The organism is Neobacillus sp. BP17, from assembly GCF_059579525.1.
In genome coordinates this window covers 3,742,142-3,762,500 of the sequence record NZ_CM184198.1, presented here as the reverse complement: position 1 = coordinate 3,762,500, position 20,359 = coordinate 3,742,142, and the positions used below count along the sequence as shown (strand labels likewise).

Sequence of the window (20,359 nt, the reverse complement as noted above, 5' to 3'; positions counted from 1 at the left end):
TGTACCGGGGCTAAACGTATCACCGAAGCTGTGGATTGACATCTCTGATGTCAGTGGTAGGAGAGCGTTCTAAGGGCGTTGAAGCTAGACCGTAAGGACTGGTGGAGCGCTTAGAAGTGAGAATGCCGGTATGAGTAGCGAAAGATGAGTGAGAATCTCATCCACCGAATGCCTAAGGTTTCCTGAGGAAGGCTCGTCCGCTCAGGGTTAGTCGGGACCTAAGCCGAGGCCGAAAGGCGTAGGCGATGGATAACAGGTTGATATTCCTGTACCACCTCTTTATCGTTTGAGCAATGGGGGGACGCAGGAGGATAGGGTAAGCGCGCTGTTGGATATGCGCGTCTAAGCAGTTAGGCTGAGAGGTAGGCAAATCCGCCTCTCACATAAGGCTGAGCTGTGATAGCGAGGGAAATTTAGTACCGAAGTTCCTGATTCCACACTGCCAAGAAAAGCCTCTAGCGAGATAAAAGGTGCCCGTACCGCAAACCGACACAGGTAGGCGAGGAGAGAATCCTAAGGTGAGCGAGAGAACTCTCGTTAAGGAACTCGGCAAAATGACCCCGTAACTTCGGGAGAAGGGGTGCTTTTTGAGGTGAATAGCCTCGAAGAGCCGCAGTGAATAGGCCCAGGCGACTGTTTAGCAAAAACACAGGTCTCTGCGAAGCCGCAAGGCGAAGTATAGGGGCTGACGCCTGCCCGGTGCTGGAAGGTTAAGAGGAGGGGTTAGCGCAAGCGAAGCTCTGAATCGAAGCCCCAGTAAACGGCGGCCGTAACTATAACGGTCCTAAGGTAGCGAAATTCCTTGTCGGGTAAGTTCCGACCCGCACGAAAGGCGTAACGATCTGGGCACTGTCTCAACGAGAGACTCGGTGAAATTATAGTACCTGTGAAGATGCAGGTTACCCGCGACAGGACGGAAAGACCCCGTGGAGCTTTACTGTAGCCTGATATTGAATTTTGGTACAGCTTGTACAGGATAGGTAGGAGCCTGAGAAACCGGAGCGCTAGCTTCGGTGGAGGCGTCGGTGGGATACTACCCTGGCTGTATTGAAATTCTAACCCGCACCCCTCATCGGGGTGGGAGACAGTGTCAGGTGGGCAGTTTGACTGGGGCGGTCGCCTCCTAAAAAGTAACGGAGGCGCCCAAAGGTTCCCTCAGAATGGTTGGAAATCATTCGCAGAGTGTAAAGGCACAAGGGAGCTTGACTGCGAGACCTACAAGTCGAGCAGGGACGAAAGTCGGGCTTAGTGATCCGGTGGTTCCGCATGGAAGGGCCATCGCTCAACGGATAAAAGCTACCCCGGGGATAACAGGCTTATCTCCCCCAAGAGTCCACATCGACGGGGAGGTTTGGCACCTCGATGTCGGCTCATCGCATCCTGGGGCTGTAGTCGGTCCCAAGGGTTGGGCTGTTCGCCCATTAAAGCGGTACGCGAGCTGGGTTCAGAACGTCGTGAGACAGTTCGGTCCCTATCCGTCGTGGGCGCAGGAAATTTGAGAGGAGCTGTCCTTAGTACGAGAGGACCGGGATGGACGCACCGCTGGTGTACCAGTTGTTCTGCCAAGAGCATCGCTGGGTAGCTATGTGCGGACGGGATAAGTGCTGAAAGCATCTAAGCATGAAGCCCCCCTCAAGATGAGATTTCCCATAGCGCAAGCTAGTAAGAACCCTGAAAGATGATCAGGTTGATAGGTCAGAGGTGGAAGCGTGGTAACATGTGGAGCTGACTGATACTAATCGTTCGAGGACTTAACCATTTAAGGTGAACTCAAGTTTACAAACTTCTTCTGCATTATCTAGTTTTGAGGGAATGAAGCCTCAAATTTTATAGTCTGGCAGCAATGGCGAGAAGGTCACACCCGTTCCCATACCGAACACGGAAGTTAAGCTTCTCAGCGCCGATGGTAGTTGGGACACGCGTCCCTGTGAGAGTAGGACGTTGCCAGGCGGTTTCTTAAATTTTAAACCTATATGCCGGGGTAGCTCAATTGGTAGAGCAACTGACTTGTAATCAGTAGGTTGGGGGTTCAAGTCCTCTCGCCGGCACCATGCTTCTTAATTATTGGAATTACATCAGCGGAAGCATACTTAATATAATATGCGGGTGTGGCGGAATTGGCAGACGCACCAGACTTAGGATCTGGCGCCGCAAGGCGTGGGGGTTCGACTCCCTTCACCCGCACCAAGTTTTTTGCGGAAGTAGTTCAGTGGTAGAACACCACCTTGCCAAGGTGGGGGTCGCGGGTTCGAATCCCGTCTTCCGCTCCATGATATTGCCGGGGTGGCGGAACTGGCAGACGCACAGGACTTAAAATCCTGCGGTAGGTGACTACCGTACCGGTTCGATTCCGGTCCTCGGCACCACAAAATAATTAAATTCATTTGCGCCCTTAGCTCAGCTGGATAGAGTGTTTGACTACGAATCAAAAGGTCGGGAGTTCGAATCTCTCAGGGCGCATTTTTTATCGGGAAGTAGCTCAGCTTGGTAGAGCACTTGGTTTGGGACCAAGGGGTCGCAGGTTCGAATCCTGTCTTCCCGACCATTCTTCTTATAACTTTTGGGGTCTTAGCTCAGCTGGGAGAGCGCCTGCTTTGCACGCAGGAGGTCAGGGGTTCGATCCCCCTAGACTCCACCAATTACTTTAAAGACAATATTATGGCGGTGTAGCTCAGCTGGCTAGAGCGTACGGTTCATACCCGTAAGGTCGGGGGTTCGATCCCCTCCGCCGCTACCAATTAAGATTTTTTAATTATTATAATGGAGGAATACCCAAGTTTGGCTGAAGGGATCGGTCTTGAAAACCGACAGGCGGGTAACACCGCGCGGGGGTTCGAATCCCTCTTCCTCCTCCAGTTTTATCATTTGTTTTTTATATGTGGAGGGGTAGCGAAGTGGCTAAACGCGGCGGACTGTAAATCCGCTCCCTCCGGGTTCGGCGGTTCGAATCCGTCCCCCTCCACCATTTAGGGGCATAGTTTAAAGGTAGAACTAAGGTCTCCAAAACCTTCAGTGTGGGTTCGATTCCTACTGCCCCTGTTAAATATTACTCACAAAATATCATAGTTTTATCTATGGATTCTTTAATTATGCCGGTGTGGCGGAATTGGCAGACGCGCACGACTCAAAATCGTGTTCCGTGAGGAGTATCGGTTCGACCCCGATCACCGGTATCTTTATTTTATTACTTTTTCTTATCGTCAATTAGCAGTAGAATTGAGTTATATCAACGTTTTGAACGTCTATTTACAGTAATGTAAGTAGGCGTTTTTTGTTTGTCTTTAAGTTATTCTTTGCTGTTTCCTTCATGACAAAATTATTTCAAATCGTGTTCACTGGTGGGGGTAAATATCGATAAGGCATTTTAAAGTGTAAAATATCTTTGACACCCCATTTATCATATTTTATAATCAAGATGTAAAAAACCTTTTACACCTTATAAAATCTAAAGGTGGCATAGTGAATGGAAAATAGAATTAAGGAGTACAGAGAAAAAAGCAGTCTTTCTCAAGGGAAGTTAGCAGAATTATGCAATGTAAGCAGGCAAACGATTAACGCTATCGAGAACAATAAATATGACCCAAGTTTGCAGTTAGCATTTGATATCGCAAGGACATTGGGAGTCGCCATGGAAGATTTATTTATCTCTGAGATTGGGGGAAAAAGGAATGAATAAAACCAAAAGTATTATCGTTATTTTAGTCTTTATTGTTTTTCTATCCATTGTAGGATTTACCTTATACAAATGGGTTAGTTATGGAACTATAGATGCAGCTGGTATTTTCTTTAGTTTTCTAGCGTTAAGCTATTTTTTTAATTTGCTTAATTGGGGCCATCATGAAGGTGGTGGCGAGAAAGATGAATTAGACAGGCATATTGAAACCCAAAGTGCCAAAATAGGTTATTATGTTCTCATGATTTTATCTGGTTTAATATTGTTTATTTCTGAAGGGACAGGCAGTTTCAATGAAATTGATAATTATCCACTGGTTATAGTGGTGGGTATTACTTTTGTTACAGTTCCGATTACAGAATTTATATATTCAAAGAAATACAGGTAAGTATACTAGTACCTATCTAATTAACAAACGAATAACATTATTTAAATAGCACAATAGAACTTTTTGAGTTCAAGTTCATTTTATGAAAAGAAAGTTCAGAAATGTTGATATATCAATGTTTCTGAGCTTTCTTCGGTTTTGTCGGTCACCATAGAAAACAAACTTTGCAGCTTCTAATTTGATTCTTCAATAGGTCCAAATAATTGTTCATTCCAATGTAACCTTATGTCCTCTTCTAAGGAACGCTTATGTTGTTGCAATGCTTCAATTAAGGAGGAGAGGTCACGATTTTTTAATGCTTCAAACATATTATGATGATCTTTGTGTCTTTTTAAGCTATTTTCAAAAACTTCACTGTACCCAACTCGTGCTAGTGAAATTATAGGGTTAATACTGTCATAAATGTTTTGAACCTTATGATTCCTAGCATATTGCACCAATAATTGATGGAACTCCTTATCTAGTTTACTGTAAGACTCATAAGAAAAGGGCTGTACTCTCAATAGTGAATCCATTTTTTCAATTATTTGTTTCATATCTTCTATCTGTTCATCTGATAAATGCTCAATAGCTTGTGCTGCCGCCCATGTTTCAACCATAAATCGAGCATCGAGAGCCTCCATACAATCTTTGAAACGTAATTGGGTGATGTATGTTCCTTTTCTTGGAAATATTTCGACTAACCCATCATGTACCAATTGATTTACCGCTTCTTTTACAGGTGATCGACTTACTCCATATTTATTTGCTAATTCAATGATATCCAATTTTTCTCCAGGTGAAAAAATCCCGCAAATAATTTCATTTCGAAGTTCTTTATATACTTGTGTTGCAAGAGCAGAAGTATCAATCATTATAGTAAATTAACCTCCCAAAATTCATAGGTAATTTGCAATACCTAACATGTAACATGTCACACTATTAATAAATTATAGGGGAATTATATACTTGTAGTCAATTTCTTGTGTGAAAGTAAATTACAAAAAAGACAATAAAAAAGAATTGACTGATTATTTATTTTATTCTAACATTACCTTGTGAAATATGAAATGTGAAATGTTACATGTCACAAACTATTCATTTACAATTTTTAAATTATATTCGGGTTAGAAAATTTGTTTATACTTTTAAAATTGGGGGTATAATCTAAGGAAATATTTTCCTTTTTATAGGAATTGTATGGCGCTTTACAATTGTTTTATAAAATTTCTAAAAATAAAGAAAATTAAAATATTGACAATTCGGAAAGTTAAAGATTAAGATGATGTTAGAGTTTTAAATAGTTATATCTAGTTTTATAATATAAAACGCCGAGACTAATTTTGTCTCTTGTTTTTAGTCCTATTATGAAAACTAAGTTTTATAATATAAAACTAAAGGTGGTGATAAATTTTTTTAAATATAAATGATACCGCTTTCAAAAAACAAAAACCATTTTAATTGGGGGATGAGCGATTAAATGAAAAAGTTATTTTCAGTAGCGACTGGTGTAATTCTTAGTGCTTCTTTACTTCTTTCGGCTTGCGGGGGAGCAACAGAAAAATCGTCTTCCAATGAAGCTTCAGCCGGACCGGCTAAAACAATAAAAGTGGCAAATTATTTTGCTGAAAACCATCCGCAAAACGTTGCTTTAAGAGAAAAGTTCAAAAAGATTGTTGAAGAAGAATCAAAAGGAAGCCTAAAGGTTCAAATATACCCAAATAGTACGCTTGGAGCGGAAAAGGAATTTTATGATGGTGTTCGTAACGGGACAATTGAAATGGGCATTCCGGGCTTAATTATGCAAGCTGACATCCCAAAAATGGGTGTTCCAGAATGGCCATTCCTCTTTAAAGATTATGAGCATGTCAAAAAAGTTCTAAATGGAGAAATTGGTAAAGAACTAACAGCAGATCTTGAAAAACAACATGGTGTGAAACCGCTCGCCTGGAGTGCAAATGGTTTCCGTATGTTTTCTTCAAACAAGCCAATTAAGAGTCAGGATGATTTTGATGGACTACGATTAAGAATGCCAAACATCCCTAACTATATTACTCTCGGAAAACTTCTTGGCGCAAATGTCAGTCCGCTTCCTATATCAGAAGTATTTACAGCGCTTGAACAAAAGGTTGTTGATGGCCAGGATAACCCAATTGCAACTTTGAGGGCTTCTGGATGGTATGAAGTGCAGTCGGATGTTTTAGAGTCAAAACATATGTTTAGCCCTAATATTTTCATTATTAACAGCAAGTTTTATAACAGCTTAACAAAAGAACAGCAAAAAATTATCGAAGATGCTTCCAAGGAATATGCAGATTATGAATTTGAACTAATGGAAAAAAGCTATGAAGATGATAAAAAATTCCTTGAAGAAAACAATATAAAGTTTAATACTCCATCTGATAAATTTGTAAAAGAAATGGAGAAGGCTGCCGAGCCTTTATATAAAGATATCTATAAGGAAAATGACTGGGCAGAAGATTTGGTAAAACGCATTAAGGATGAGCAATAGAAAGGCACACCCTTTCTTAAAGCTCTTCTTTATAGAGAAAGGCGGGAGGAAGATGGAAAAGTTATCAAAATACTTGGAAACGATGTTGAACATTTTTATGGCGTTTGCTCTTTCCTTAATGGTCATTCTTGTTTTTGGAAATGTTGTCTTACGTTACTTCTTTAATTCAGGCATAACATGGTCAGAGGAAATATCCCGCTATTTATTTGTCTGGCTAACCTTTTTAGGGGCGATAGGTGCTTTTAAGGATAAAGAGCATCTTGGAGTTGATATGCTTGTAAAACGTTTGCCAACCGGATTGAAAAAGGTAGCACTGGTTATCAGTGATTTATTAATGCTATATGTTCTTTATTTGGTCCTTGATGGAAGCTGGAAAATGACCTTGATCAATTTACATAGCAAAGCTCCTGCAACAGGTCTTCCGCTGGCTACTGTTTACGGGACAGGGATTTTAGTCAGTATTTCAATGGGGTTAATATTAATCAATAATCTTATTAAACTCTTAACTAATAAACTGACGGATGAAGAATTAGTGCTAATTAATGATTCTGAAGAAATGATTGATTTCCACGAAAAAGACTTGATAAAGGAGGGAAAACAAGCATGATTGGTGTGTTTTTAGGTTCTCTGCTTGGGACGATGGCTCTTGGGATGCCAATTGCTTTTGCACTTTTATTGAGTGGCGTTGCATTAATGTACTTTCTTGGGATATTTGATAGTCAGATTATTGCCCAAAACTTAATAAGTGGAGCAGACAACTTTCCTTTGATGGCTATTCCCTTTTTTATGCTTGCTGGGGAATTAATGAACGCTGGCGGGCTTTCCCAAAGAATCGTTAAAATGGCGATGTCTATGGTGGGGCATATCAGAGGCGGCCTTGGTTACGTTGCTATCATTGCAAGTGTATTGTTTGCCAGCTTATCTGGGTCGGCTGTAGCAGATACTGCTGCGCTAGGTGCCATATTAATTCCGATGATGGTAAAAAGCGGTTACGATGTTAACCGATCAAGCGGGTTGATTGCTTCAGGTGGAATCATTGCACCAATAATTCCTCCGAGTATTGGATTTATTATTTTTGGAGTATCCAGCGGGGTGTCGATTACAAAACTTTTTATGGCAGGAATCGTACCAGGAGTCCTGCTTGGGGTAGGGCTTTGCATTACCTGGGCGATTGTAGCCCATAAAGATCAAGTGAAAGTACAGCCTCGAAAATCTATGAAAGAAATTTTGATTTCAATTAGAAATGGTTTTTGGGCCCTGTTATTGCCTTTGATCATTATTGGAGGGCTAAGAGGAGGAATCTTCACTCCAACTGAGGCGGCTGTAGTTGCTGCTGCTTATGCGCTATTCGTTGGCCTGGTGGTGTACCGTGAACTGAAACTCTCAGAGCTATTTCACGTTCTTGTGAGAGCAGCAAAAATGACGAGTGTTGTTATGTTTCTTGTAGCTGCTGCATTGGTTTCATCTTGGTTAATTACCGTTGCCAACCTCCCTGAACAAGTTATTACTCTTTTGGAACCGTTATTGGATCATCCATTATTACTTCTTTTGATGATTAATCTTTTAGTAATTATTATTGGAACTGCGATGGATATGACACCTACGATTCTTATCCTTACTCCTGTTTTAATGCCTTTAATTGAGAAGGCTGGGATTGATCCAGTTTATTTTGGTGTCCTATTTATCCTTAATAATGCTATTGGTTTGTTAACGCCGCCTGTCGGTACAGTGTTAAATGTTGTCTGTGGAGTTAGTAAGATAAGCATGGAAGATATCATGAAAGGGATTTGGCCTTTCCTTCTAGTAGAAGTGGTGGTTTTGATTCTACTAATTTTATTCCCTGATCTTGTACTAGTTCCGCTCGAATGGTTTATATAACGTAAAGGGGATGTGGATATGGGTAAATATAAAGTAGTCATTACCGATTGGGAATATGATGACCTTTGCTATGAAGAGCAGGTTTTTGAAGGGCATAGTGAAATTGAATTGGTCGGTGCCCAGTGCCGTACTGAGGAAGAAGTAATAAGTGCTTGCAAAGATGCTGACGGAATCATTAATCAATATGCACCTTTAAGTAAAAGAGTAATAGAATCTCTTGAAAAATGTCAGGTTATTACCAGGTATGGAGTGGGTGTAAATACAATAGATTTGGAAGCGGTTACGAAAAAGGGGGTTTGTGTAGCAAATGTCCCCGATTATTGTATGGATGAAGTTTCAGATCATGCATTAGCCCTTATCCTTTCCTGGACGAGGAAAATTGTGTTGGCAAACAACCAAGTGAAAAATGGAAATTGGGATTTTAAAGTGACAAAGCCTATTCAACGATTTAGAGGCCAAACTCTTGGACTGGTTGGGTTTGGCAAGATTCCACAAGCACTGGCTGAAAAAGTAGTACCCCTAGGCTTTAATGTTATAGCAGCGGATCCATACTTTCCTGCCGAAGAAGCAAAGAAAAAAGGTGTTACTCTGGTATCTCTGGAAAATCTTGCTGAACAATCAGATGTTATTTCGGTACATGCCCCGCTTACACCAAGTACTAAGGGTATGATAGGCAAGGAGCTTTTTGCAAGGATGAAAAAAGCCCCATTGATTGTCAATACAGCAAGAGGTCCGGTCATTGACGAGCAGGCACTTATTGAGGCATTGCAAAATGGAAAAGTTTCCGGTGCAGCATTGGATGTTCTTGAAGAAGAACCAATTACCCATGACCACCCTTTTCTATCGATGGAAAATGTTATCGTTACACCACATGTAGCATGGTATTCAGAAGAAGCAGAAAAAGAAATGCGATTGAAGGCAGCAATGGGTGTTGTTGATGTCCTTATTCACGGCGAGTATCCGAAATATCTTGTAAACAAAGAGGTAAAAATGCAATCAAGACTGGAAGAAGGCGTTTCATTAGAAAGATATGGCCAACTGGTTAAATAAAAGGGGGATAAAAAATGAAAACTTTGATTAAGAAAATCGGTGTGGGACTAATCCTGCCAAGTATGCTCCTGTTAAGTGCATGTGGTTCAAGCTCAACTAGCAGCAGTACCAATGGTGAAGGAAAATCAAGCAGTATCCAGGAAAGAACCATCAAAGCAGGTATTGGATTAAATGAAGATCATCCAGAAGGGCTTGGATTGAAAAAATTTGCTGAAATTGTATCAGAGAAGAGCGGAGGAAAATTAAAAGTTAAGCCTTTCTACGCTGCAACTCTGGGTGATGACCAAAAAATGACTGAAGCACTTCAAGGAGGACTGCAGGAAATTACCATTCCATCCACTTCTCCTCTTGTAGGAATGATCAAGGAATATGGAATTTTTGACTTCCCATTCCTATTTAATAATGGTGAAGAGGCAGATGCGGTTCTAGATGGCCCTGTCGGCCAAAAGCTTCTTGATAAACTTCCGGAGCATGGGCTTATTGGACTGGGATACTGGGAAAATGGCTTCCGCCAGTTGACAAACAGTAAACACCCCGTTAAAACAGCGGAAGATTTTAAAGGCTTGAAAGTTAGAACGATGCAAAACGAAGTCCACCTTGCCGCTTTCAAGGATCTTGGTGCGAACCCTACTCCAATGGCGTTCTCCGAAGTATTTACAGCCTTGGAGAGCAAAACTGTTGATGGACAGGAAAATCCGCTTGCAACTATTAAGTCAAATAAATTCAATGAAGTTCAGGATTATTTAAGCCTTACAAAGCATGTTTACACTCCGTTTGTTTTCCTTGTTAGCAAGAAGTTCTGGGATGGTCTTTCTAAAGAAGAGCAAAAAATCCTGAAGGATTCAGCTATTGAAGCTGGAAAATATCAGCGCCAATTAAGCCGCGAAGAAGATAAGAAGGCAGTTGAAGATCTTAAAGCTGATGGCATGAAGGTTAATGAGGTTTCTGATGAAGAAAAAGCGAAAATGAAAGAAATCATTGCTCCAGTAACAGAAAAGTTTGCAGAAAAGTTCGGAAAAGACTTGGTTGATGAGCTAAATGCAGAAATTGATAAGGTACGAAAATAGTTTAAATGATCCCGGGAGATGAGGGAAATGGAAATTATTAATGAGCTCTTGCAGGGAATTCCGATTCCTAAGATGGTGAAAGTCAGGCAAAAATTTCATGCTCCTGAAATAGAAAATGTGGAAGAAGCAGTCCGAGAAGCTATTGCCGATGCAAAGGTAATGGCCCGGATCAAACCTGGAGATCATGTAGCGATCGCAGTAGGATCAAGGGGCGTAGCAGACCTGCCAATTTTGGTAAGGGAAACGGCAAATGCGGTAAAAAAAGCCGGAGGAAATCCTTTTATCGTACCTGCAATGGGCAGCCATGGCGGAGCCACAGCTGAAGGCCAGAAGGATGTGCTTGAGCAGCTGGGAGTAACAGAAGGAACCACAGGGGCCCCTGTCAAATCCAGTATGGAGGTCGTAGAGATTGGAAGGCTTGAAAATGGCCTTCCAATCTATATCGATAAACATGCTTATGAGGCTGATAAGGTAATTGTTATTAACAGGATTAAACCACATACTGCCTTTCGGGGGCCTGTTGAAAGCGGCCTGATGAAGATGATTACGATTGGCCTGGGAAAACAAAAAGGTGCGGAGGCGGCCCATGCGTACAGCTTTAAATATATGGCCGAGCATGTTATAAAAATGGCTAAAATTGCAATTGCCAGGGTCCCTATTATTTTTGGGCTTGGGACGTTGGAGAATGCCTATGATCGACCGGCGAAAATAGTCGCCATTCCTTCTGAAGAAATTTTTACAAAAGAACCTTCATTATTGCTGGAAGCCAAATCGCTGATGCCAAGAATTATGTTTGATCCAATTGATGTTTTAGTTGTTAATGAAATTGGAAAAGATATTTCCGGCGATGGCATGGATCCAAATATTACTGGAAGGTATGCAACGCCTTATGCAAGCGGCGGACCGAAGGTAACAAGGATCGCTGTTTTGGGCTTAACAAAAAAGACCCACGGGAATGCAAATGGAATTGGAATGGCTGACATGTCCACTAAAAAAGTACTTGATGAAACAGCTTTGGAAAAAGGATATGCGAATGCCTTAACAAGTACCGTGATTGATGTGGTGAAGCTTCCAATGATTTTAGAGAACGAGGAACTGGCTGTAAAGGCAGCAATCAAAACGTGCAACGCCTTTGACTTAAGCAAAGCCCGGGTCGTAAGAATAAAAAATACACTTGATATTCATGAAATATGGATCTCAGAATCCCTGCTTGAAGAAGCACGACAGAATGAATTTATTGAGATACTATCTGAGCCTATAGAAATGGACTTATCGTCAAAGACTGCGGAGCAAGTATATTAAAAAGCAGTTTTGCTTTAGGTAAATGGAGGATCAATCATGACAGTAAAGTACCCCAATATCGAAAATAAGGTAAATCCTTATCGGGATAACGTCCAGGGCAAGGCAAATGAACCTATTTGTGTTGCGGGCTTATTGGACCGTTCCAAACAAATCCTTAGTACAGAAATGAAAGGGGTCAAGCCGGACTGGACACTTGAAGAAATTTATGACAGGCTTCATAACAATGCTCCGCGTATTGCCATAATTGGCGGGTCTCCTGACCATCCTGCGCATATCATGGATTTTCAGACGATTGCCAGGGCTGCCATTCGTATTTGGCAAAACGGCGGTGTCCCATTCCAGTTTTCGACCCCTGTTATGTGTGATGGAACTGCACAAAGCAACCAGGGGATGAGTTATTCCCTTCAGAGCAGAAATGCTGTTGCCCAAATGGTCGTAAACCAGATGGAAGCGCACAGCTACCATGGAGCATTTGTTATTCAGGGATGCGATAAACAGCCTCTGGGTGTTGTTTCTGCACTTGCACATCTGGACCGAATTAGAAGACATCGAAATGAAGCGCCATTTATTGCGACTTTTGCACCTGCCCATGTTCTAAAAGGAGGCACTATTCCTGATTATCTTTTTGCAGAACTTGAAGAAGTGGCGGTAAAAGCAGAAGCTTCCGGTGCAGAGGATATTGCCTATGATTTAAGGGATGCATTAGCGTACATACTCCAATGTTCTTCTAACACGGCATTTCAGGGAGTATTAGAGAGGGCCAGGGAAAGAGGCATTATTTCCAAAGAGCAGCATGAAGATTATGAGAAAAGGCTTGCAGTTGCAACTTGCGATGGCCAAGGCGGTGTGTGTGCATTCAATGGGACCGGAAACAGTTCAAGGCATCTTGTTGCTGGAATGGGGCTTGTCCACCCGGCATTGGAGCTTTTGACTGCTCCGCCTACGCAGTTTGAAGTAAACCAAGCGGTTGACTCACTTGCGCCTATGATAAATAATCCTGTATTTGGTGTTGCCAACATCATGGCAGCCAATATAAAGAACGCGATTAGAATTCACAGTGCTTCAGGAGGTTCCACGAACTTAATGATGCATATAGTTGCCGGGATGCTTTATGGCGGCTATAAATTTGATTTATGGGATTACGACCAGATACACCACGAAATTCCAATTCCAGATTTGTTCAATTACAGCCTTACCGAAGGGCGGGACATTTTTGCCCTTGCGATGCAATGCTGCAGCGGCCAAATCAAAGGGATGGAGACTTTGTTCTATGAACTTATTCAAAATGGCGTTCCCATGAATTTGGATGCGCCAACTGTTACAGGCTCAACCTGGGCAGAAAGGCTATCAGAAAAGCATAAATTGTCCGCTTTAGGAGTAAAAGAGAATCCAATCATTTTATCAAAGCCAAGAAGGCTGTTTAGTGGAGTTGATGTCATTAAAGGCAATTTTTTTGAGAGTGCTGTGGTAAAAATTAGCGGGATGACAACAGATCAACTCGATACTTTCGACAAAAAAGCATCATTCGTTCTTTTCTATGATAATGAAGAAACTGCTAATGAAAGCCTGTTGGATGAAAATCTATTGGATAAGATTAAGAAAAACAAAGAATTCAACTATGATTCTATGCTTGCAATGCTAAAGCAAAATGCCTTTGAAAAGTACGATCAATATAAGGCGCTGGAATATGATCAGCTATTTGAAAAGATGGTTGAGGAGGGCACTTTGAAAATATCGATTATTGTGTCCGGGCAAGGGCCGGAAGCGTTTGGTATGCCTGAAATGTTTACACCTATGCAACATATTAATGCCAACAGAAAACTTAAACGAATTGCAACTCTTATAAGTGATGGAAGATATTCTGGTGTTACATATGGCGCAGCTATCGGGCATATGACACCAGAAGCCAAGAATGGCGGAGGCATCCTTTATTTGCAAACTGGCGATGTTCTTTATCTTGAACTCCGAAGCAAGAAAATAGAGTTTTTGGATGAAACAGAATTCCAGAATGGAAGATTATCTTTCAATTTTGAAGATACAAAGAATGCAAGACAGGCGCTTGGAGAGCAAAGGCTTCTTAATATTCGCGAGCGTCAGAGACTTGTAGCAGCAAGCAATAGGATGGCAGGGCATACAGATGCAGCAAACGGTGTCGTACCATATGCTGTAGCGGAAGATGCTGTTTTTGATTATAAAAATGACGTCCTATTCCCTGTAAAGGAAGAATTGAAATAAGAAAAGTATATCGATGGGAGAGAGTAACTATGGAAAAAACACGAAAGTTCATTGAAAGTCTTGGATTCCCAAGTGGAGATCTTAACAGCCTGCCAGATTCACAGAAAACTTTTCCAGATGGGGCTCAATACAGAATCGAAATTCCAAGTGTCGAGGGACCTGCTGCCTTCAGGGAAGTCATTCAAGCATCCCAGGATTATGATGTAGAAATTCACAGAATTTCACAGGGAAGCGGAATCATGCTCTTAACAGATGACGAGCTGAAAGAAATGGCTGAACTAGGACAGGATAACAACCTTGAAGTTAGTTTATTTGTCGGTCCAAGAGGGACTTGGGATGTTACACCGATGTCCTGGGCAAGCGCTGGTAAGGTGATCGGGCTCAGGGTCGAAAGTATGGACCAGCTCGTATATTCTATTGAGGATATTAAGAGGGCCTGTGATTTTGGAATCAGAAGCATACTGGTTGCTGATGAAGGATTGCTTTGGCTGGTAAATGAGTTTAAGAAAAAAGGAGAGCTTCCTGAGGACCTTGTTGTTAAAATTTCCGTACAAATGGGGCAGGCGAACCCTGTATCCATTAAGTTAATGGAAGATATTGGAGCTTCTACTTTCAATGTTCCTACTGATTTAACTCTTGCCCGTCTCGCTGCAATCAGGCAGGCAATTGATATCCCTATTGATATTTATGTAGAAGTTCCAGATGATATCGGCGGTTTTATCAGGCATTATGAAATTCCTGAAATCATCCGTGTTGCAGCTCCTGTTTATATTAAATTTGGGCTGAAGAATGCACCAAATATTTATCCATCAGGCACACATCTTGAAAAGACTGCAGTTGCTCTTTCAAGAGAACGGTTAAGAAGAGCGAAGATCGGGTTAGATATGATCAAACGATATGCACCGCATTTGAAAACCTCTAAAAAAGGAGCCATTGGCCTGGGAGTTCCAAAACAGGGAGTAGAAGTGAGGAGATAAAATCTTTCTACCCGTTTAAATAATACTGCTCAAAAGGGCAGAGTATGACATGAAGGTAAAACACGGTTTTACAATATAAAACAGGAGGGTTTTAAAATGAGAATCATTCGTTTCCTTGACAATAATTCACAAATTGTACTTGCGGCCTTAACCGATCAGGAAGAGGTTTACCCAATTCCTTTTAATGATTTTATGGAGTTGGTTAATTTAGCTGAAAAATCTGGAATTTCAACACTAAAACTTGTTGAAACTTCCATTTCCGGCGTTACCGCGCTTAAAGAAAGGGTCGAAGATCTTCAACTTATCGTACCTATTGAAGCTCCTGAAGTTTGGGCCTCCGGCGTAACATATGAGAAAAGCAGGGATGCAAGAAACTATGAAGCTACTGGTGGAAAAGTCGATGTCGAAACTTGTTATGACAAAGTCTATGATGCAGAAAGGCCAGAAATCTTTTTTAAATCTACGGCTGCAAGGACAGTCGGGCCAAACACGCCTGTGTACTTAAGAAGTGATTCCAATTGGCAAATTCCAGAACCTGAAGTAGCTTTGGTCATTTCAAAGTCAGGTAAAATTGTCGGTTATACTGCTGGCAATGATATGAGCAGCCGCGATATTGAAGGGGAAAATCCTCTTTATTTGCCTCAGGCGAAAATCTGGAAACATTCCTGTTCGGTCGGGCCTGCTATCCGCCTGGCTGAAACAGTGGAGGATCCATATAATTTCCAAATAACTTGCCGTATTTATAGAAATAATAAATTGGTTGTTGAAGGAACCGCCAATACATCACAATTAAAGAGAAGATTCGACGAACTCGTTTCTTTCCTTGAAAAAGATAATGAAATTTTTGATGGAACGGTTCTTATGACAGGAACATGCATTGTTCCTCCAAATGAGTTCACTCTTCAAGACAATGACCAAATTGAAATTGAAGTATCAACTATTGGTGTACTGTCCAATCCAGTAAAAGAACAGCAGCGAAGTAAAGAGGCTGTAAAATAATAGAATAAGTGGTATTTTACGAGTGAAGCGAAGTAACCTTACAATTCTACTTATTCTGTGTTTGGTGGTGGAATCATGGCAAGCAATTTAAAAACGGTAATGATGAAACCAATCGATAAGGTGGCCATTGCTTTAATGGCCATCCCACCCGATTCGGAAGTGGAGATAACGTGCCAGGACAAAACTTTTAAAGTAATGATTTCAGAAGAAATAAAGTTTGGCCACAAGTTTGCAGTGGTTGATATGGAGCAGGGAGAAGAAATATTAAAATACGGCGAAGTTATCGGTCTCGCCACTAAAAAAATCCTTGCGGGTGAACATGTTCATGTTCATAACCTGGAAGGGATAAGGGGAAGGGGAGATAAGGTTGCAACTTGATCAAAACTTAACCTTCCTGGGGTACAGAAGGCCTGATGGTAAAGTAGGGGTCAGGAATCATGTATTAATTTTGCCAACGATTACTTGTGCGACCCAGGCTGCACACCAGATTACCCAGCTTGTCCATGGAACAGTCAGTTTTATTCACCAGCATGGTTGTGCACAGGTGGGAGTCGATTATGAACAAACTTTCAGGACATATGTTGGTATGGGGCTTAACCCAAATGTCTATGGGGTAGTAGTGCTTGGCTTAGGGTGTGAAACACACCAGGCAAGAAGTGTTGCAGGAGAAATAGCCAAAAGCGGCAAGCCTGTAGAAGTTATTTCCATTCAAGATAGCGGTGGAACATTGATGGCCATTGCAGAAGGATCCAAAGCGGCGGCTAAAATGGTCCAGGAAGCTTCTGCACAAATGCGGGAGGTTTGCTATTTCAGCGAACTGACTATAGGTACGGAATGCGGGGGTTCGGATGCTTGTTCAGGAATTTCAGCAAACCCTGCAGTTGGCGTTGTAAGCGATATGATTGTCGAGGCAGGAGGGACTGCAATTCTTGCTGAAACAACTGAACTTATCGGTGCCGAGCATCTGTTGGCCAAACGGGCAACGAATGACAGAGTAGCAAAACGAGCTTATGAAATCATTGACATGATGGAAAAAAGAGCAATTTTAATGGGTGTCGACATTCGAACAGGAAACCCAAGCCCGGGTAATATAGAGGGCGGATTAAGTTCCCTGGAAGAAAAGTCCCTTGGTGCTTCAGCGAAATCCGGCACCAGCCCTTTAACCGAAATCGTTGATTACGCCCAGACGCCTACTCAAAAGGGGCTTGTATGGATGGATACCCCGGGCCACGATATTGAACAATTGACAGGGATGGCTGCTGGCGGAGCCCAGGTTGTTCTTTTTACAAGCGGAAGAGGGACACCAACCGGATCTCCTATTGTTCCAGTTATTAAGATTTCTACGAATACACCTATTTTTAATAAGATGAGTGAAAACATTGATATGAATGCTGGAACCATCATTGATGGCGAAGAATCCGTCGATGAAGTCGGCAAAAGAATCTTTCAAGAAATTGGCCAAGTGAGCTCAGGAAAACTGACCAAAGCTGAAATTTTAAAACAGCATGATTTTGGAATTTGGCGAATTGGCCCTACTTTTTAATCTATTTCAAATAAGAAGGAGAACAAAATGACTACACAAACACAAGCCAAAACATATAAAAACTATATTAATGGAGAATGGGTTTCTTCTATAGAAAATAATACAGTAAAAAGCGTCAATCCAGCAGACAGGAATGAAATTGTGGGTTATGTATACCTTTCTGGAAAAGAAGACCTTGATCAGGCTGTTGCTGCAGCAAAGAGTGCCAAAACCAACTGGCGTAAGCTTTCTGGTGCTGCAAGAGGAGATTTCCTTTACAAAGCAGCTAATGTCCTTGAAAGTCGTTTAGATGAAATTGCAGAAACAATGACACGTGAAATGGGAAAAACATTGCCCGAGGCCAAAGGGGAAACAGCGAGAGGTATTGCTATTCTCCGTTACTATGCTGGCGAAGGAATGAGAAAAATCGGGGATGTCATCCCTTCTTCTGATAATGAAGCTCTCATGTTTACAACAAGGACGCCGCTTGGTGTCGTTGGGGTCATTTCCCCATGGAATTTCCCTGTTGCCATTCCAATCTGGAAAATGGCGCCGGCATTGATATATGGAAACACTATTGTTATAAAACCGGCTACAGAAACTGCAGTTACAGCTGCTAAGGTAATTGAATGTTTCCATGAAGCAGGGTTCCCGGCTGGTGTTGTTAATTTTGTAACTGGTTCAGGCTCAGTGATTGGCCAAGGTCTTGTTGAACATCCAGATGTAAGCGGGATTACATTTACCGGTTCAGACTATACTGGAAAAAGAGTCGGTGCTGCTGCTTTTGCAAGAGGTGCAAAATATCAGCTTGAAATGGGCGGAAAGAACCCTGTAATCATTGCTAAGGATGCAGATTTGGATTTGGCTGTCGAAGGAACCATTAGCGGTGGTCTAAGATCTACTGGGCAGAAATGTACGGCAACTAGCAGGGTTTTTGTAGACAATGATGTCTATGAAACTTTTAGGGAAAAACTACTTTCCAAAGTGAAAGAGATTAAAGTTGGCCATGGACTCGAAAGTGAATCCTGGATGGGTCCTTGTGCCAGTGAAAGCCAGTTAAATACAGTTCTTTCATATATTGGAAAAGGAAAGGCAGAAGGTGCGGAACTTTTATATGGAGGAAACAGAGTAACAGGTAATGGCCTTGAAAATGGTTTTTATGTTGAGCCAACTGTTTTTGATAATGTTAACAATAATATGGCCATTGCCAGGGAAGAAATTTTCGGTCCTGTACTAGCCTTAATCCGATTCGATTCTTTAGAAGAAGCGATTGAATTGGCTAATGATACAGAATACGGCTTAAGTGCTTCTATTTATACAAAAGATATTTCAAAGATCCTTGCATTCATCAATGATATTGAAGCCGGCCTTGTTAGGGTAAATGCTGAAACTGCCGGTGTTGAGCTTCAGGCTCCATTTGGAGGAATGAAGCAATCAAGCTCACACTCACGTGAACAGGGGCAGGCAGCTATAGAGTTCTTTACTTCTATAAAAACTGTTTTCGTAAAAGCTTAAGCATTGGTTCTCCTCAACGATTGGGGAGAACCTTATTTAAATTTGGAGGCGTTGAAATGTTCCCAAAACATGTGAAGAGGGTGATAGGATGCTAGAATTGAAATATAACAAACTTCAAGAAATTTTAAGGGAAATGAAAACAGTAGTCATCGCCTTTTCGGGCGGTGTAGACAGTACGTTTTTATTGAAGGCTGCACTCGACACTCTGGGACGGGAAAATGTATTGGCTGTTACAGCTGATAGTGAAACATATCCGTTTGAGGAATTGCAAGAAGCAATTAAACTCGCCGAACAGCTTGGAGCAAGATATGAAGTGATTCAGACATCGGAATTAAATATTCCAGGTTATTCTGAGAACACATCAAACCGATGCTATTTTTGTAAAAAAAGCTTGTTCGAGCATCTTGTACCGATTATGAAAGAACATAATTACAATAATGTTGCTTTCGGCCTTATCGCAGATGATCTTGGGGAGCACAGGCCAGGTACAAAGGCAGCGAGAGAATATAATGTAAGGGGCCCGCTCCAGGAAGCTGATCTATATAAAAGTGAAATTCGTGAGCTATCACAACAAATGGGTCTCCCAACATGGGATAAGCCTTCCTTTGCTTGCCTATCGTCAAGGATAGCTTATGGAGAGCATATTACCATAGAAAAACTGAAAAAAATAGATAAATCAGAACAAGCTATTCGAGCTATTGGAATTCGGCAATTACGGGTACGTACCCATGGTGAGATTGCTAGAATTGAAGTAGAACCACATGAGATGCAACGTTTATTGGAACATCATCATGAAATTACAGTAAAACTTCAAGAATTTGGATACACCTATGTTACGATGGATCTCATTGGCTATAAGAGTGGAAGTATGAATAAGGTTTTGCACAGTTAGGTAGAAACTGATAGAGAAAGGCCTACTGGTCCCTCGATTATCGGTATCAATAAAAGTTATAGTCCTTATAGGTCAATGCTTTGTAAAGTTCAAAGCATTGATCTTTTTTGTTTTTATCATAATAAATATTTAAAAGGTTACTAATGTTCGAATAATTGTAATATTTATGATGATTCTGAGGTTTCTGATTTGGGTATAATAGAAACAAAGAAAGGTGGAGGAATGAATGAGAAAACGTAATCTTAGCTTTAAGGAATTAGTGAAGGATAATAAACAGGAAATAGAAAGTGATTTTAAAGCAATCGAAAGAATTGAGACGAAAATTGATGATAAACATTCGAAAAATTTGAAATATGCATGAGTACTAATT

At 41.4% G+C, this 20,359-nt stretch carries 17 protein-coding genes, 12 tRNA genes and 2 rRNA genes (1 of these 31 only partly in view); 30 read left to right on the top strand and 1 reads right to left on the bottom strand.

Annotated elements, in window-relative coordinates; all coding sequences use genetic code 11:
* The 16 genes from AC4QJR_RS18180 to AC4QJR_RS18105 all read left to right on the top strand — a co-directional run.
* A 23S ribosomal RNA gene (locus AC4QJR_RS18180) occupies nt 1-1,759 on the top strand; it begins 1,178 nt to the left of the window's first position.
* Between the two features lie 74 nt (nt 1,760-1,833).
* Nucleotides 1,834-1,950 (top strand): 5S ribosomal RNA (gene rrf, locus AC4QJR_RS18175).
* Nucleotides 1,951-1,975: 25 nt separating this feature from the next.
* A tRNA-Thr gene (locus AC4QJR_RS18170) sits at nt 1,976-2,051 on the top strand.
* A 51-nt stretch (nt 2,052-2,102) separates the two neighbouring features.
* A tRNA-Leu gene (locus tag AC4QJR_RS18165) sits at nt 2,103-2,187 on the top strand.
* Nucleotides 2,188-2,195: 8 nt separating this feature from the next.
* A tRNA-Gly gene (locus AC4QJR_RS18160) sits at nt 2,196-2,270 on the top strand.
* Nucleotides 2,271-2,277: 7 nt separating this feature from the next.
* Nucleotides 2,278-2,366, top strand: a tRNA-Leu gene (locus AC4QJR_RS18155).
* Nucleotides 2,367-2,386: 20 nt separating this feature from the next.
* Nucleotides 2,387-2,460: transfer RNA gene (locus AC4QJR_RS18150), tRNA-Arg, on the top strand.
* Between the two features lie 8 nt (nt 2,461-2,468).
* Nucleotides 2,469-2,545, top strand: a tRNA-Pro gene (locus tag AC4QJR_RS18145).
* Nucleotides 2,546-2,562: 17 nt separating this feature from the next.
* Nucleotides 2,563-2,638 (top strand) — tRNA-Ala (locus AC4QJR_RS18140).
* 22 nt (nt 2,639-2,660) lie between these two features.
* Nucleotides 2,661-2,737 (top strand) — tRNA-Met (locus AC4QJR_RS18135).
* Nucleotides 2,738-2,762: 25 nt separating this feature from the next.
* A tRNA-Ser gene (locus AC4QJR_RS18130) sits at nt 2,763-2,855 on the top strand.
* 25 nt (nt 2,856-2,880) lie between these two features.
* Nucleotides 2,881-2,965, top strand: a tRNA-Tyr gene (locus tag AC4QJR_RS18125).
* A 3-nt stretch (nt 2,966-2,968) separates the two neighbouring features.
* Nucleotides 2,969-3,039 (top strand) — tRNA-Trp (locus AC4QJR_RS18120).
* Nucleotides 3,040-3,091: 52 nt separating this feature from the next.
* Nucleotides 3,092-3,173, top strand: a tRNA-Leu gene (locus AC4QJR_RS18115).
* Nucleotides 3,174-3,463: 290 nt separating this feature from the next.
* Entirely contained in the window at nt 3,464-3,676 is a 213-nt protein-coding gene (locus AC4QJR_RS18110; protein WP_251463178.1) for a helix-turn-helix transcriptional regulator, read from the top strand.
* Nucleotides 3,669-4,061, top strand: coding sequence for a DUF2178 domain-containing protein (locus tag AC4QJR_RS18105; protein WP_251463177.1), 393 nt, complete (start codon nt 3,669-3,671; stop codon nt 4,059-4,061). Before AC4QJR_RS18110 ends, AC4QJR_RS18105 begins: the two co-directional genes overlap by 8 nt.
* Nucleotides 4,062-4,234: 173 nt before the next feature.
* Here the strand turns inward: AC4QJR_RS18105 and AC4QJR_RS18100 are convergent, their stop codons facing one another.
* Complete coding sequence (locus AC4QJR_RS18100; RefSeq protein WP_098573840.1) at nt 4,235-4,915, bottom strand: GntR family transcriptional regulator; 681 nt, start codon at nt 4,913-4,915, stop codon at nt 4,235-4,237.
* Nucleotides 4,916-5,520: 605 nt separating this feature from the next.
* Here AC4QJR_RS18100 and AC4QJR_RS18095 point away from each other — a divergent pair.
* The 14 genes from AC4QJR_RS18095 to AC4QJR_RS18030 all read left to right on the top strand — a co-directional run bounded on the left by AC4QJR_RS18095 (nt 5,521) and on the right by AC4QJR_RS18030 (nt 20,350).
* Nucleotides 5,521-6,552, top strand: coding sequence for a TRAP transporter substrate-binding protein (locus tag AC4QJR_RS18095; RefSeq protein WP_496523780.1), 1,032 nt, complete (start codon nt 5,521-5,523; stop codon nt 6,550-6,552).
* Between the two features lie 52 nt (nt 6,553-6,604).
* Nucleotides 6,605-7,159, top strand: a complete 555-nt coding sequence (locus AC4QJR_RS18090) for a TRAP transporter small permease (protein WP_496523779.1) — start codon at nt 6,605-6,607, stop codon at nt 7,157-7,159.
* Entirely contained in the window at nt 7,156-8,430 is a 1,275-nt protein-coding gene (locus tag AC4QJR_RS18085; protein ID WP_496523778.1) for a TRAP transporter large permease subunit, read from the top strand. The genes AC4QJR_RS18090 and AC4QJR_RS18085 overlap by 4 nt, the downstream gene beginning before the upstream one ends.
* A gap of 18 nt (nt 8,431-8,448) precedes the next feature.
* Complete coding sequence (locus AC4QJR_RS18080; protein WP_496523777.1) at nt 8,449-9,480, top strand: C-terminal binding protein; 1,032 nt, start codon at nt 8,449-8,451, stop codon at nt 9,478-9,480.
* 14 nt (nt 9,481-9,494) lie between these two features.
* A complete protein-coding gene (locus tag AC4QJR_RS18075; RefSeq protein WP_496523776.1) occupies nt 9,495-10,547 on the top strand; it encodes a TRAP transporter substrate-binding protein in 1,053 nt (350 codons plus the stop codon).
* Nucleotides 10,548-10,574: 27 nt separating this feature from the next.
* The gene (locus AC4QJR_RS18070) at nt 10,575-11,849 is read left to right on the top strand and encodes a nickel pincer cofactor-dependent isomerase, group 22 (protein WP_496523775.1); all 1,275 of its coding nucleotides are present in this window, start codon (nt 10,575-10,577) and stop codon (nt 11,847-11,849) included.
* Nucleotides 11,850-11,885: 36 nt separating this feature from the next.
* Complete coding sequence (locus AC4QJR_RS18065) at nt 11,886-14,084, top strand: dihydroxy-acid dehydratase domain-containing protein (RefSeq protein ID WP_496523774.1); 2,199 nt, start codon at nt 11,886-11,888, stop codon at nt 14,082-14,084.
* 29 nt (nt 14,085-14,113) lie between these two features.
* The gene (locus tag AC4QJR_RS18060) at nt 14,114-15,061 is read left to right on the top strand and encodes a U32 family peptidase (protein WP_375377260.1); all 948 of its coding nucleotides are present in this window, start codon (nt 14,114-14,116) and stop codon (nt 15,059-15,061) included.
* Between the two features lie 96 nt (nt 15,062-15,157).
* The gene (locus AC4QJR_RS18055; protein WP_375377259.1) at nt 15,158-16,060 is read left to right on the top strand and encodes a fumarylacetoacetate hydrolase family protein; all 903 of its coding nucleotides are present in this window, start codon (nt 15,158-15,160) and stop codon (nt 16,058-16,060) included.
* Nucleotides 16,061-16,135: 75 nt separating this feature from the next.
* Complete coding sequence (locus AC4QJR_RS18050) at nt 16,136-16,438, top strand: UxaA family hydrolase (protein WP_496523773.1); 303 nt, start codon at nt 16,136-16,138, stop codon at nt 16,436-16,438.
* Nucleotides 16,428-17,603 (top strand): UxaA family hydrolase, encoded by a 1,176-nt coding sequence (locus tag AC4QJR_RS18045; protein ID WP_496523772.1) that lies wholly within the window; start codon nt 16,428-16,430, stop codon nt 17,601-17,603. The genes AC4QJR_RS18050 and AC4QJR_RS18045 overlap by 11 nt, the downstream gene beginning before the upstream one ends.
* Nucleotides 17,604-17,630: 27 nt before the next feature.
* Nucleotides 17,631-19,097, top strand: a complete 1,467-nt coding sequence (gene gucD, locus AC4QJR_RS18040; protein ID WP_496523771.1) for an alpha-ketoglutaric semialdehyde dehydrogenase GucD — start codon at nt 17,631-17,633, stop codon at nt 19,095-19,097.
* Nucleotides 19,098-19,185: 88 nt separating this feature from the next.
* Nucleotides 19,186-19,989: an ATP-dependent sacrificial sulfur transferase LarE gene (larE, locus tag AC4QJR_RS18035; protein WP_496523770.1), complete on the top strand. Its 804-nt coding sequence runs from the start codon at nt 19,186-19,188 to the stop codon at nt 19,987-19,989.
* Between the two features lie 226 nt (nt 19,990-20,215).
* Nucleotides 20,216-20,350 carry an FbpB family small basic protein gene (locus tag AC4QJR_RS18030; RefSeq protein ID WP_098573813.1) on the top strand — a complete coding sequence of 45 codons (135 nt, stop codon included), beginning with the start codon at nt 20,216-20,218 and terminating at the stop codon, nt 20,348-20,350.
* The last annotated feature ends 9 nt before the right edge of the window (nt 20,351-20,359 follow it).